10 protein-coding genes and 1 other annotated feature are annotated in these 14,477 nt (G+C 35.9%); of the genes, 3 read left to right on the top strand and 7 right to left on the bottom strand.

Going from position 1 to position 14,477, the window contains the following annotated elements; genetic code table 11:
- The 4 genes from FOT98_RS23325 to FOT98_RS23340 form a co-directional block, all read right to left on the bottom strand.
- On the bottom strand, positions 1-4,431 hold the full coding sequence (locus tag FOT98_RS23325) for a putative mucin/carbohydrate-binding domain-containing protein (RefSeq protein ID WP_144291157.1): 4,431 nt from the start codon (positions 4,429-4,431) through the stop codon (positions 1-3).
- 575 nt (positions 4,432-5,006) lie between these two features.
- A complete protein-coding gene (locus FOT98_RS23330; RefSeq protein WP_063263153.1) occupies positions 5,007-5,933 on the bottom strand; it encodes a thioester domain-containing protein in 927 nt (308 codons plus the stop codon).
- A gap of 125 nt (positions 5,934-6,058) precedes the next feature.
- A complete protein-coding gene (locus tag FOT98_RS23335; protein ID WP_161940853.1) occupies positions 6,059-6,895 on the bottom strand; it encodes an aldo/keto reductase in 837 nt (278 codons plus the stop codon).
- Positions 6,896-6,910: 15 nt separating this feature from the next.
- Positions 6,911-8,074, bottom strand: coding sequence for an MFS transporter (locus tag FOT98_RS23340; protein WP_186292135.1), 1,164 nt, complete (start codon positions 8,072-8,074; stop codon positions 6,911-6,913).
- A 392-nt stretch (positions 8,075-8,466) separates the two neighbouring features.
- On the opposite strand from FOT98_RS23340, the gene FOT98_RS23345 reads away from it, so the two are divergent.
- From FOT98_RS23345 to FOT98_RS23355, 3 genes are all read left to right on the top strand, one after another.
- Complete coding sequence (locus tag FOT98_RS23345; RefSeq protein WP_061679266.1) at positions 8,467-8,814, top strand: winged helix-turn-helix transcriptional regulator; 348 nt, start codon at positions 8,467-8,469, stop codon at positions 8,812-8,814.
- A 430-nt stretch (positions 8,815-9,244) separates the two neighbouring features.
- On the top strand, positions 9,245-9,685 hold the full coding sequence (locus tag FOT98_RS23350; protein WP_001115312.1) for a DUF1641 domain-containing protein: 441 nt from the start codon (positions 9,245-9,247) through the stop codon (positions 9,683-9,685).
- A gap of 44 nt (positions 9,686-9,729) precedes the next feature.
- Positions 9,730-10,908 (top strand): NAD(P)/FAD-dependent oxidoreductase, encoded by a 1,179-nt coding sequence (locus FOT98_RS23355; RefSeq protein WP_000043194.1) that lies wholly within the window; start codon positions 9,730-9,732, stop codon positions 10,906-10,908.
- 193 nt (positions 10,909-11,101) lie between these two features.
- Here FOT98_RS23355 and tyrS read toward each other — a convergent pair whose 3' ends face one another.
- The 3 genes from tyrS to FOT98_RS23370 form a co-directional block, all read right to left on the bottom strand.
- Complete coding sequence (tyrS, locus tag FOT98_RS23360) at positions 11,102-12,361, bottom strand: tyrosine--tRNA ligase (protein WP_063263150.1); 1,260 nt, start codon at positions 12,359-12,361, stop codon at positions 11,102-11,104.
- 52 nt (positions 12,362-12,413) lie between these two features.
- Positions 12,414-12,629, bottom strand: a binding site (T-box leader).
- Positions 12,630-12,726: 97 nt separating this feature from the next.
- Positions 12,727-13,644 (bottom strand): UDP-N-acetylmuramate dehydrogenase, encoded by a 918-nt coding sequence (murB, locus tag FOT98_RS23365; protein ID WP_061679268.1) that lies wholly within the window; start codon positions 13,642-13,644, stop codon positions 12,727-12,729.
- A 388-nt stretch (positions 13,645-14,032) separates the two neighbouring features.
- Positions 14,033-14,428, bottom strand: a complete 396-nt coding sequence (locus FOT98_RS23370) for an SET domain-containing protein (protein WP_000573651.1) — start codon at positions 14,426-14,428, stop codon at positions 14,033-14,035.
- Between the last annotated feature and the right edge of the window lie 49 nt (positions 14,429-14,477).

Here is a 14,477-nt window from a genome sequence, read left to right on the forward strand (position 1 = left end):
TTATTGTACTTGCTCTAAACCATTTGGAGTAATCTTAAAGGAAATTTCTTTAAACTTTTTCTTATCTCCTTTTCCAACTAACTCACTCTTTTTATACCAATTCAAACGATTTGATTCAGCATGGTATACTTTCACTACATCCCCATACTGGAATGAAGTTCCGTTTACTTGCTCAGCAAAATTCTTTGAAGTTTCTTGTCCTTCTGCCGTTACTTGCTTTTTCACGTTTCCATTTTGATCATATAGTGTAATTCCCATATATAATTCATTTTTAAAGTAGCTATGAATTTGTTCATTTGTATACGTTACATGTAGTTGCTTATCTTCATGATTGAACGTTACAACAGAACGAATATCATCACCCAGCCCTTGGTATACAAGACTATCGCCATACGTTACTTCTAACGCTACTTCTGTCACTTGCTTATTTCCAAATCGATCTTTCGTTTCTACTTTCACCGTTTGTTCACCGATTTTTGTTGTATCTGGTTTCCCTACAAAACCTACTACTTCTCCGCCCGTTACTTCAACAAATTTCCTCGCGTCCAGCGTTTCGCTGTTTGTTCCGATTGCTACTTGCTGCGGATTTGCTTTTACTGTTTGCTCACCGTCTAACCTTTCAAATCCATTTTCAGTGATTTTGAAGACTAATTCTTTTATATCCTTACTTTTCCCTTCGCCCACATATACATCTTTTTGATACCAATGTAAACGAGAAGATTCTGCATGATATACTTTCACTACATCTCCATACTCAAATGCAAGTCCATTTACTTCCTTAGCAAATTCTTGCGTATTCTCTAAACCTTTTACCGCTATATTTTTCTTCACCTTTCCTTCTTTATTGTACAGGGTGAATTCAAAATACTTCTCATCTTTAAAGTAATCATGAATTAGATTCTTTGTATCTGTCGCACTCAGTTTTTTCGTATCATGATGCAGAGTTACAATTGATTTCAAGTCACCATCTCTATAACCTAATCCATATACTAATAGGCTATCTCCATATGTTACTGTTAGAGATACTTCCGTCACTTGCCTATTTCCAAACATATCTTTCGTTTCTACTTGCACTTGTTGTTCACCGATTTTTGTTGTATTTGGTTTTTCTACAAATCCAACTACTTCTCCATCTTTCACGTCAACAAAGTCCTTTGCATCTAACTTCTCAATATCTGTTCCTACTACTACTTGTTGCGGTTTCGCTGTTATTTCTTGTTGAGTCGCCATTCTTTCGAAACCGTGCTCCGTAACTTTAAAGACTACCTCATGAACGCCATACTCTGTATTCACAAATTCATTCTTTTTATACACTTTAAATCTATCAAACTCTTTTTGATATACTTTTACTACATCACCATATTCAAAAGTCATTCCATTGAATTGCTCTGCAAATGCTTTTGTATTTTCAGACGCTTTTACAGATACTGCTTTCTTCTCTTTTCCATCTTTATCATATACAGTCATTTCCATATATTTCTCATCTGCAAATGACGTATGCATTGGACCTTCTGAATTTGTTGTACTAAATTTCTTGTCTTCATGGTTTAATGTCACAATCGATTTAATATTTGTTCCACCATGCCATGTACCGAAGAACATAATGCTATCACCGTAAATTACTTCTAACGACACTTCTGTCACTTGCTTATTTCCAAATCGATCTTTCGTTTCTACTTTTACCTTTTGTTCACCGATTTTTGTTGTATTTGGTTTCTCTACAAAGCCAACTACTTCTCCATCTTTCACGTCAACAAAGTTCTTTGCATCTAACTTCTCAATATCTGTTCCGACTACTACTTGTTGCGGTTTCGCCGTTACTTCTTGCTCGCTGTCTAACCTTTCAAATCCATTTTCAGTGATTTTGAAAACTAATTCCTTTATCTCTTTACTTTTTCCTTCACCCACATATGCATCCTTTTGATACCAATGTAAACGAGAAGATTCCGCATGATACACTTTCACTACATCTCCATACTCAAATGCAAGCCCATTTACTTCCTTAGCAAATTCTTGCGTATTCTCTAAACCTTTTACCGCTATATTTTTCTTCACTGATCCTTCTTTATCGTACAATGTGAATTCAAAATACTTTTCATCTTTAAAGTAATCATGAATTAGGTTCTTTGTATCTGTCGCACTCAGTTTTTTCGTATCATGATGCAAAGTTACAATTGATTTCAAGTCACCATCTCTATAACCTAATCCATATACTAATAGGCTATCTCCATATTTTACTGTTAGAGGCACTTCCGTCACTTGCTTATTTCCAAACATATCTTTCGTTTCTACTTTCACTTGTTGTTCACCGATTTTTGTTGTATTTGGTTTTTCTACAAATCCAACTACTTCTCCATCTTTCACGTCAACAAAGTCCTTTGCATCTAACTTCTCAATATCTGTTCCTACTACTACTTGTTGGGGTTTCGCTACTACTTCTTGTAAGCTATCTTTTAATTCGAACCCTTGCGGAGTGATTTGGAATAATTTCTCTTTTTTATTTTTAGCCTTCCCTTGATCTACAAGTGTATTATTTTGGTACCACTTCAAACGGTCCGGTTCTGCATGAAATACTTTTACTACATCACCATATTCAAAATCAAATTCATTTAGTTCCATCGCAAATCTTTTTCCAGTTTCTTGCCCTTCTGCTGATACACGTTTCTTTTCAATTCCATTTCGATCATATATCGCTAAGCCCATATATTTTTCTTTCTCGAAACGGTAATGTATTTTATTATTAGTAAAGTTTACATTTAATTTTTTTTCATTGTGTCGAAGCATCACTGTCGACATTACATCATTTGAAAGTCCTTGAAAAATTATACTATCACCATAAATCCCATTGACTTGGACAGGGATTGAATTTTTATTTCCCTTCTCATCCTCAATTTCTACTAATACTTCCTGTTTCCCATCATCTAATTTAGACCATATAATCTTACCTGTTACTTTTACATTCTCCCCTAAGTTTCGGACAAGTTTACTCGCTTCATTCTCATCCAAATCCGTACCAACTAAAAGGTTTTGTACCTCATTAGCAGGTTCACCATACGGAACTTTATACGGTTCAACTTGCTTCTCGCGAATCTCATTACTATCTGTAGCTTTCCAAATTTCCTTTTCTAATTTAGGTAATTTTAATTTTTCTATTTTCTCTCTAATATCATCATTTGGCGTTAATCCCCATTCCTCAAAGAAAGGAATTAAATTTTGCCCTGCCACTTGTGATGTCATATAAATAAATAGCTGCTTTTTCTCTTCATCAGACGCAGGCATTTCACTCTGAGGTAACAAACGATAAGCTTGATGTAACCTAGGATAAAAATGTTCTCCATACACTACATTTAATTGCCAAAACATTGTAAGAGGATTAATGTCATCAATAAATCTTTCTGCTTTAGGTTTCTCTAAATACTCAAATGAGTTTTTATAGTGCTCATCCATTTCTAATTGATTCCCTAACGCCTTTTGAACAGCTAATGAGTAAATATTTACTGTAACTTCCCTTACTTTAGACCACTTCCAAGGTTCTTGCTGATGTAAATGTCCAACTTCATGCCACGGTCCCCAGCCATCCTTTTCAAGCACTTCTATATCTAAAACTCTATTCATTGCGCTTGGGATATATCCTGTATGATAATTTTTCGCAAACATAAAGTCACCTTCAGCAGGCTTCCTTTTCTCAATAAACTGAGCATAATGAATTGGAGATTTCGCAACCCCAACACCGTCCTCAGATAATCCTGCTACTGCATTTTCTATTCGAATAATCTTATCGTGTAATTTCATTAACTCTATCGGGTTTGTGTTCTTCATAAACTTTTGTATAGAGCTCGGACTAGCAGTAATTAAACTTCTCTCACCTTTTAATTCCACTGCATAAGGATCCTTATATTTTTTTAACATTTCATCCCAATCTTTTTTCGTATGCTTCCCTAAAATAAATAATGGGAAGTGACTACCACCATTCGTAACTGAAGCTGTTACTTCTCCTTCGTTATTCATATTATAAAAATATAAAATACCGCCTCTTGGAGATGAAATAACATTTTTCCCTGGTTTTAAATCAAACTCTTCTGGGTCCTTTTCATCATAAGATCTCGTTCCTATGAAAGCTTGAATGGACTGTGTTCCTTTTATTTCAATTGTAATCTCTTCATTTGGCTCTGCATAAATTCCAGTTGGTTCATTCGCAGAAAGTTTCCAACTAACTCTTAAACGTTTATTTTCTTCATCCACGCTACCTTTACCCGGTAACTGAAACACTCTCTGCTCAAATTCATTCTCTTTAACCTCTTCTAATTTCCCACCTTTATTCTCTTCCAAAGGTGCCGCATATCCTTTCGATGCTTCGAAAGCTACTGGCGATAATAATGTTGATATGCATATTCCAGCTACTAATACCCTACTACTCTTTTTCTTCGACATAATCTGTGTCCCCTGTTCCTTTATTTAGAGAAACTACCCTATATATATTCATTTAATAAGACATCCTATTATTTTTATAAAAACATGTAATGAATAGACTAACACCTCGCGCACCTGTATCAATTACTACCGCATTCCTCTCCATGTATTCGCTTTCTTACATTATAAAAATTTTTATGTAACGTATCCTCCTCACTTCCCTCTACTTGTGATGAGTTCTCTCTACATAAAAAAGAGAATAGTAAAAGATATATTTTCAGTATTGTCATCTATACATCTAAAGTTATGAATAACGATAGGAACTTACATTTTCTTCATATATGACCATCTATAGGTAGTTTTTCCAACTGAATTTTACACGCTTTCTACTTTGTTTGATAGCCTTTTCAATTAGAATAATGTTACAATTTTGTGAATACAATCTATTAATTGTAACGTTAAGATTTTACTATATTTATATTATTTCTAAATAAAGTTTATACTGTATAAACAGTACTTTTATCCCACATTTAATTTTCTTAATATAATTTTATCGTTCACAGAAAAAGCATTGGCACACGGCCAATGCTTTTTCATTATCTCTTTTGATTCGGTTTATGTGGTTCGTTTGGAGTATATGGTTTATTATCATGACTATGTGTTTTTTTCCAACTTACCGATAACTCAGGACTTGTTTTTTCCTCACTTCGTTCAAGTAATACGACTGCATTTTGAATTGTTGGTGTACCCTTATGAGCAATACCTTGTAGCTTCGTTAAATTCCCTAATACTTTAAAGCTAAACCCACCAGCTGGTGTTTGTTTTGGAATTAAGATGCGGAACTTTTCACCCACATTAAATTCCGTTTTCGCTTCGCCTTTTTCATTTACAAACTTCGCGCCCGCTGGTGCACCTGTTGCTTGCACTTTATACGTTCCGCTTTTCGCGTTTGTTTCTACTGTATATAAACCTGTTTCAAAGAAATCATTTTTTAACACTGCTTGTTGTTCTTCTGATGGCACGACGCTCATCGTAATTTCTTGTAATTCTTCACTCGCATTTGCTTTTGCAACGATATCTTTCGTTACCTTTTCTACATTTTTATTTCGGAAATCTAAATCATTAATATCGATTTGTTTTAACGCATTCCATACTGCAAGCTGCGTTGCATAATGTGCTTCTCTCCAATCAGAAACACCTAATTCTTGTGGACTTTTTTGTGGATATCCATTCAATAGTACACGGTACACATTAATATCCACTTTCCCCATTTCTGGTAAATCTTGACCACTCGGAGATTTCAAATCTACATTTAAGCAAAAGGCAATTTTACCATCTGCTGTTTTTATAAGCTCTGTTCGAATTGGTTTCTTCTTTGATTTGCTATAACTCCAATCCATTTCATACTTTGTATGATCCATAACTTCGGCGAATGCTTTTTGAAGTGGAAATAATAAGTTCGCAAATACAAATAAAACACTCAAAAAAGCGGCCATTAGCTTGAACGATCGTTTTATATTCATGTTTACAACCCCTTATGAAATAACAAATTTTCTCCTGTTTATTATTTAGTTAGAAAATTTTTTTATGCATAAGCAAAACAAAAAAAGAGTGCAAATTGTTTGCACTCCTTCTCTCTACTATAAGTTTAGAAATCAAAGTTATCAGGGTCTGGACCAACGCGATGATTTTCATTTAACGCATCGATTTTCTCCATATCTTCTTTCGTTAATTCGAAATTAAATATATCGGCATTCGCAACGATGCGGTGTTCCTTCGTTGACTTCGGAATTGTGACAACTTCATTTTGAAGATCCCAGCGTAAAATGATTTGAGCTGTCGTTTTCCCATACTTATCAGCAATTTCTTGCAATGTTTCGTTATCTAACAATTGACCTTGCATAAGTGGTGACCATGCTTCCATTTGAATACCTTGCTCTTTACAGAAAGCTTGTAATTCTTTTTGTGTTAAGCGAGGGTGATATTCCACTTGGTTAATCATCGGTTTCATTTCTGCACCTGCTAGTACGTCTTTCAGATGATGAATTTGGAAGTTACTTACGCCAATTGCACGTACGCGTTCTTCTTTATAAAGTGTTTCTAATGCTCTCCACGACTCTTTGTATTTCCCTTCTACAGGCCAATGAACAAGATATAAATCTAAATAATCTAGTTCTAATTTTTTTAAGCTTTCTTCATATGCAGCAAGTGTCGTTTCATATCCTTGATCCGAATTCCACACTTTTGAAGTAATGAATAAATCTTCTCGAGAAATCCCTGCTTCTTTTATACCAGCACGAATTCCTTCTCCTACTGCTTTCTCATTTCCATAAATCGCAGCTGTATCGATACTGCGATATCCTGCTTTAATCGCTGATTTCACAGCCTCTACAAGCTCCGGTCCGTCTTCTACTTTAAATACACCTAAACCGAACCAAGGCATTTCTACACCGTTATGCAATGTTGTTGTACTTTGTAAATTCATTATATTTTCTCTCCCTTAATTCACTTGATCTCTTTTTTCTAATGTCATACTCCACGCCGTTAACATAACAGCACCTACTACCATCATGCCGCCTACCCAAGCTGTATGAATTAACCCTAACGAGTTCGTTACAATGCCGCCTAAGTAAGCACCAAGAGCGATTCCTGCGTTAAATGCTGCAATGTTAATCGCGGATGCTACATCAACAGCGCTAGGTACAAATCTCTCAGCCAATATAACGACATACACTTGTAACCCTGGAACATTCATAAATGCGAATAGTCCCATGAAAATAATTGTGATGAATCCAGCGACTTTAAACGGCGCTGTAAATGTTAAAACAAATAATACAACTGCTTGAATGAAGAACATGTAAAATAGCGCTCGAATTGGATTATGATTTGATAATTTTCCGCCGACCATATTCCCAATCGCAATTGCGATTCCGTACACTAACAAAATAATTGTAACGGTACTTGCTTTAAATCCTGTTACTTCTTGTAATAGCGGAGATAAATACGTAAATGTTACGAATGTTCCCCCGTATCCTAATGCAGTAATAATAAATACGAGTAGTAGTCTTCCATTCGTAATTAGCTTAAACTGATCGCGAAATGATACAGGCGTACCTTTTTTTAAGTTAGAAGGAATTAGCATACTATTGGCTATTAAGGCAACGATTCCAATTGCCACAATTACAATAAACGATGCTCTCCAGCCAAATTGTTGACCGATAAACGTTCCAATTGGTACACCTGTAATGGTCGCAACGGTTAAACCAGTAAACATAAATGCAATTGCACTCGCACGTTTATTCTCTGGTACAAGCGCAGCCGCAATTGTGGATCCTATCGACATAAAAACGCCGTGCGCAAACGCAGATACAACCCTCGCGATAAGTAACACAGTAAAACTTGTTGCCACCGCCGCAATTCCATTACCAATAATGAAAATAATCATAATCCACATTAATAACGTCTTTCGCGACATACTAGCTGTTAATGACGTTAATACTGGGGCACCAAACGCTACTCCTAATGCATATAAAGAAACGGTTAAACCCGCTGTTGTAACAGAAACATGTAAATCCTCTGAAATAGATGGTAATAAACCGACACTAATAAATTCGGTTGTACCAATTCCAAACGCACTAATGGCTAGTGCTAATAAAGCAAACATACTTCTCCGATTCGTCTGTACTGCCGAAGAAGATACTGTATATGAATTCAATTGAACTCCTCCTTAATGCGAGAAATCCAATCATAATAGTATGAAAAAAGGCCTTTTTTCTTCTACAAAAATAAATTTACTGCTCATATATGCTATTATGAATGGCTTCACTCTTTTTTTGAAGAACGCACTTAAAAGTACGATAGGTACCTAAAAGTAACATAGGCACTTTTTAGTACCGTACTACTCATTCCCCTCTTACGTATGCTATTATGGAACATATTCAACATGATAAAAAGTACGTACTTTAAAGTGCTATAGGTACTTTTTAGTAACATTTAAATTATTTAGCTTCTTTTGTTGGAGAACTGAAATTTACATTCATCAAAGGAGATTTTCATATGAAGAAATATAATATTCCCGTTGAAGCGACTTTAGAGGTTATCGGTGGAAAATGGAAAGTCGTTATTCTTTGCCACTTAACGAAAGGTACAAAGAGAACGAGTGAATTAAAACGTCTCATGCCTGGTATTACACAGAAAATGTTAACGCAGCAATTACGTGAATTAGAAGAAGACGGCGTTATTCAAAGAAAGGTATACAATCAAGTACCACCGAAAGTAGAATATTCTCTTACAGACTACGGTTGGTCTTTAGAATCCATTCTTGATTCTCTTTGTACTTGGGGCGAATGCCATCTTGAAAAAAGCGGTAATACATCGATGCTAATAACAGAAGATGAACAATAAAAAAAGGAAAAAATGAACATAAATTTGTCCATTTTTTCCTTTTTCTCTTTATATATACGTACATTTCTAAGCTTAACAAAATAATTTATGCGCTTTCACACCTTGTCAGTACTACGTTATACACTTAATATCAAATAATTAGGAATCATTTTTATGTTAACATAGGTGTATATAGTATATAATATAGGATATATATTATATACACTTTCCGATAAAGGAACTTTCCATTATGCGGACAAGCCAAGTATCGGACAGTTCATAAATAATAGGTAGGACATTATGGTTTTGGATTTATGATTTCAGCTTACTTGCTGGCATAAATTTAAAGGCATTTTATTGTGCTTTGTGAAACTTTGTATAAAGTTTCGCAAGCGTTTACTATCTTACCTATCAAAAATAAGAGTATTGCTATCGTAAAGGAGAATTGGAGATGCCAGAAACTATGACTCAAACAAAGCCAGAACAAGAAACTGTACAAATTTCTGCTAGCCAAGGACAACTTGATGTACTTGATCAGTTGTTAAAACCTGAGGTACAAGAATCATTAACTACACTAGTAGAACAGCTTCCCAAATTAACTGAGCTTGTTAACATTTTAACTAAGTCTTATGACTTCGCTCAAACTGTTGCTACTGATGAAGTATTAAAAAGCGACACTGTTAGTGCAATCACAGAGCTTGTAGAACCTGTAAAAGATACAGTGAAAGGCATGGCTGCAACTGCTATCGAAGCGAAAGATCGTGCTGACGAAAGCAACGAAGTTATCGGCCTGTTCGGTCTATTAAAATTACTAAAAGACCCACAAGCACAAAAAATGTTCCGCTTTGTGAACGCATACCTTCAAATTAGTGCAGAACGTAACAATAAATAATTTAACTTATAACAACAATTAGTAAAGACGGGGGATATCATACTATGTCAAAACAAATTGTCATCTTAGGCGCTGGTTATGGCGGTCTTCTTGCCGCTTTAAACGTACGTAAATATTACAGCAAATCAGAAGCACAAGTTACAGTGATTAACCAATACCCAACACACCAAATCATCACTGAACTACACCGCCTTGCAGCTGGTAACGTTGCTGAGCAAGCAATTGCAATGCCACTTACAAAACTTTTCAAAGGTAAAGATATCGATCTTAAAATCGCAACAGTTGAGTCATTCTCAGTTGATAGCAAAGAAATCAAACTAGCTGGCGGCACTACTTTATCTTACGATGCACTTGTAGTTGCTTTAGGAAGTAAAACTGCTTACTTCGGTATTCCAGGACTAGAAGAAAACAGCATGGTATTAAAATCTGCTGCTGATGCAAACAAAATCTACAAACACGTTGAAGACCGTATTCGTGAATACGCGAAAACGAAAAACGAAGCTGATGCTACAATCGTAATCGGTGGTGGCGGATTAACTGGCGTTGAGCTAGTTGGTGAGCTTGCTGACATTATGCCTAAACTTGCGAAAAGCCACGGCGTAAATCCAAAAGAAGTTAAACTTCTTCTTGTTGAAGCAGGTCCAAAAATCCTTCCAGTATTACCAGACCACTTAATCGAACGTGCAACTACTAGCCTAGAAGCACGCGGTGTTACATTCTTAACAGGTCTTCCTGTAACAAACGTTGCTGGCAATGAAATCGACTTAAAAGACGGTCAAAAACTTGTTGCTAACACATTCGTTTGGACAGGTGGCGTACAAGGTAACCCATTAATCGGTGAATCAGGTCTTGAAGTAAACCGTGGTCGTGCAACAGTTGATGCATACCTACAATCTACTTCTCACAAAGACGTATTCGTTGCTGGAGACAGCGCTGTTGTCTTCGCTCCAGACGGACGTCCATACCCACCAACTGCACAAATCGCTTGGCAAATGGGTGAGTTAATTGGATACAACTTATACGCAGCACTAGAAGGCAAAGCATTCGAAGAGTTCGCACCTGTAAACTCTGGAACACTTGCTAGTCTAGGACGTAAAGATGCTGTTGCTACAATTGGAGCAAGCAATACTCCACTTAAAGGCTTACCAGCATCATTAATGAAAGAAGCAAGTAACGTTCGTTACTTATCACACATTAAAGGCCTATTCAGCTTAGCTTACTAATCTGAATATAAGCCCGAATCATGCCCTGCATGGTTCGGGCTATTTTTGTCCGTAATTTTCTCTAACTTATTTATTCGGCAGAAGAACCATATAACCCTTTAAATTATCTAAATTTACTGATTATTTTATGTCTAAATTGTGTATATGAAAGAATGGAAGTATTCTTCCTACTCCCATCCTTTCACACAAATTATTATCCTAATTTAACTAAGCTGTAGTTTTTCTTCCCTTTACGAATAATGATAAATCGTCCATCAAATGAATTTTCTACAGTAACATCTGTCCCCACATCTGTTACCTTTTCGCCATTCATCGAAATAGCTCCATTATTAATATCTTCACGCGCTTGTCGTCTAGATGGTTCAATTCCTAAATCAACTAGCCATTCTACGATGTTTTTCGTCTCTTTTGAAGACTGGAATGTTGGCATCTCTTTAAAGCCTTGTTCAATTTCATCAGCTGTTAACGATTTAATATCTCCGCTAAATAATGCTGCTGTAATTTTCACGGCTTGTGAAAATGCCTCTTCGCTATGAACGAATTTCGTCATTTCTTCCGCTAATACTTTTTGTGCTTCACGTTTATGAGGCTCTGTTTCTACCTTCACTGCCAATTCATCGATGCGCTCTTTCGTTAAGAACGTAAAGTATTTCAAGTATTTCACTACATCACGGTCATCTGTATTCACCCAGAACTGGTAAAATTCAAATGGTGTTGTTTTTTCAGGATCAAGCCAAACTGCACCACCTGCAGATTTACCAAACTTCGTACCATCTGATTTCAATAACAACGGAATTGTTAGTCCGAATACTTTCGCTTCGTGCCCTTCTAACTTACGAATTAAATCTAAACCACTCGTAATATTTCCCCATTGGTCACTACCACCAATTTGCAGTTGAACATCTTCTTTCGTGTATAAATGATGGAAGTCCATCGCTTGCAAAATTTGGTACGTAAATTCTGTGAAAGAAATCCCTGTATCTAAACGACTTGCTACAATATCCTTCGCTAACATGCTATTAACGCTAAAGTTCTTACCGTAATCACGTAAAAACTCAATAATATTTATTTCATGTGTCCAGTCGTAGTTATTTACCATCTTCACTTCACTATTTCCGCCAAAATCAAATAGCTTTTTCATTTGTGCTGTTAACGCATCCACATTATGCTGAACAACTTCTAACGTTTGAAGTTGACGTTCTGATTGACGTCCGCTCGGATCACCAATTGTTCCTGTTGCACCGCCAATTAAAATAACTGGATGATGGCCAGCTAACTGGAATCTCTTCATCATCATAAACGGAATTAAATGTCCGATATGCATACTATCACCAGTCGGATCAACTCCGCAGTATAATGAAATCTGTTTCTCTTCTACTAGCTTACATAAACCTTCTTCGTCCGTTTGTTGATTAATGGCGCCGCGCCATTCTAATTCATCAATGATATTCATCTTTTGTCATCCCCTCTATTTTTTTGAAAACAAAAAGTCCCTATGTCTATGACATAGGGACGATTATTCACCGTGTTACCACCCAGTTTGTATAAATAGCATAGCTACTCATACCACTCTTAGCAATAATATCGATTGCCAATCCGCTTAGCATTACCTAAGATACTCCAGAGTGTAATTCGCAAGTTTGTTTGTGCTAGGTTCCAGCAACCCCTAACTCTCTCGTTAACAGTGACAAACTGCTACTGGGCTCTTTCAACGTATATTATTTGTTAAATTATTAGCCATTATATTGAATTGAAAACAAATTGTCAACAATACCCAAATGTTATTTTAAAATAATTCACAGTTTCATACGTATTTCGTTACTCTTTATCTTCTCCAATAATCCTTACTTCTCGCTCTAACTTCACGCCAAATTTCTCTTCAACAGTCTTTTGTACAAAGTGAATTAAATCGATGTAATCTTGTGCTGTTCCGTTATCCACATTCACCATAAATCCAGCATGTTTTAAAGAAACTTCCACTCCGCCAATTCGCTTACCTTGTAGTCCTGATTCTTGAATCAACTTACCAGCAAAGTTATTTGGTGGGCGCTTAAATACGCTACCACATGAAGGGTATTCTAGAGGCTGTTTTGACTCACGTTTAAACGTTAAATCATCCATTTTCTCTTTAATTTCTTCGCGCACACCTTCTTCAAGCTCAAATCTCGCTTCAAGAATAATGTAATGGTTGTTTGCAAATACACTCTTACGATATCCAAATTCAAATGCTTCTTTCGTTAAAGTACGTAGCTCTCCATCACCTGTCATTACGACAGCTTCTGTTAATACAAACGATACTTCACCGCCGTAAGCACCAGCATTCATATATAATGCTCCGCCAACTGAACCTGGAATACCACAAGCAAACTCAAGGCCCGTTAAATTATGATCTAATGCAATACGTGATACATCAATAATCGCTGCACCACATTGCGCCACAATCGTCGTTCCTGTTACAGTCACACCTGTAATGTGAATTAAACTTACTGTAATCCCGCGAATTCCACCATCTTTAATAATGACATTCGATCCATTTCCTAAAAACGTAACTGGAATATTATATTCGTTCGCATATTTGATAACTTCTTGAATTTCATCATAATTTGTCGGCGCAACGAACACATCTGCTTTTCCGCCAACTTTAATATGCGTATGATTCTTTAACATTTCATCTTGTTTCACATGACCTTCAGGCAATACCGTACTTAAATATTTATAAACCTCTTGCATATTCATTTTACGATTCCTCTATTTCTATATTCTTTTTATCCCGTTATACGGGCCCATAATATCCCCACATACATGAACGAACCTAAAGTGGTGGATACAGTGTACCCAAAATCAATTCGAGACACCTATAAACCTCTTAATTTATAAGAGGTGCCACTCATATTAAAATATATATTGCATAATAAAGCAACCCAAATGGGCTACTAAACTTGACATGTCATCAGAAAGACAACAATTTGTAAAATATATTACTTTTTCAACACACTATCCTTCAGTATCTTACTATACCACACGAAAGGGAAGTGGTATTTTTTTGTAATTTTTACTTTTTTTTCATCAATAAAAAGGATGCTTTTACCTATGTAAAAGCATCCTTTTCATCACTTATTATAAATTACTTTTCGTTCTCTTCTTTTTCCTTATCGAACCATAATAATTCGTCATCATCAACTTCACCGTTATAGTTGATTAAAATTTCTTCTCCCGCTTTTATATCCTTATAAGCGAAGAAGTTAAACGTATGATTCTCGAAGACAATTTCATACGTTGCATTCGGATTATATGCATGATTAAATAACATGCCGTATCCTAACAGGAATGCTGTATGATTTACCCCATACTCAAATGCGTAGTCAGCAAGTAACGTTTTCTCAATGTGTTCATGCTGTTCATTCGGATAAGAGATAACTGGTGCTGAGTGAATCAACTCACCCTTTTTAATATCACGAGTTGCAAATACACCTCTATTAAATTCTCCATCACTAAGTTCAGAAGTCTTAACTTCAATCATATGCGTCACCTATATAATTCTTTCTTTGAAGTATTTTATCCCGCTATTT

The sequence above is a fragment of the Bacillus sp. HY001 genome (assembly GCF_007558965.1).
Classification (GTDB): domain Bacteria; phylum Bacillota; class Bacilli; order Bacillales; family Bacillaceae_G; genus Bacillus_A; species Bacillus_A mobilis.

What these genes read in the sequence shown, in the direction of transcription:
- FOT98_RS23370 (WP_000573651.1), bottom strand. Translation starts at nt 14,428, where the DNA reads ATGATTGAAGTTAAGACTTCTGAACTTAGTGATGGAGAATTTAATAGA.
- FOT98_RS23355 (WP_000043194.1), top strand. Translation starts at nt 9,730, where the DNA reads ATGTCAAAACAAATTGTCATCTTAGGCGCTGGTTATGGCGGTCTTCTT.
- FOT98_RS23325 (WP_144291157.1), bottom strand. Translation starts at nt 4,431, where the DNA reads ATGTCGAAGAAAAAGAGTAGTAGGGTATTAGTAGCTGGAATATGCATA.
- FOT98_RS23340 (WP_186292135.1), bottom strand. Translation starts at nt 8,074, where the DNA reads ATGTTTGCTTTATTAGCACTAGCCATTAGTGCGTTTGGAATTGGTACA.
- FOT98_RS23335 (WP_161940853.1), bottom strand. Translation starts at nt 6,895, where the DNA reads ATGAATTTACAAAGTACAACAACATTGCATAACGGTGTAGAAATGCCT.
- FOT98_RS23350 (WP_001115312.1), top strand. Translation starts at nt 9,245, where the DNA reads ATGCCAGAAACTATGACTCAAACAAAGCCAGAACAAGAAACTGTACAA.
- FOT98_RS23330 (WP_063263153.1), bottom strand. Translation starts at nt 5,933, where the DNA reads ATGAATATAAAACGATCGTTCAAGCTAATGGCCGCTTTTTTGAGTGTT.
- murB (WP_061679268.1), bottom strand. Translation starts at nt 13,644, where the DNA reads ATGAATATGCAAGAGGTTTATAAATATTTAAGTACGGTATTGCCTGAA.
- FOT98_RS23345 (WP_061679266.1), top strand. Translation starts at nt 8,467, where the DNA reads ATGAAGAAATATAATATTCCCGTTGAAGCGACTTTAGAGGTTATCGGT.
- tyrS (WP_063263150.1), bottom strand. Translation starts at nt 12,361, where the DNA reads ATGAATATCATTGATGAATTAGAATGGCGCGGCGCCATTAATCAACAA.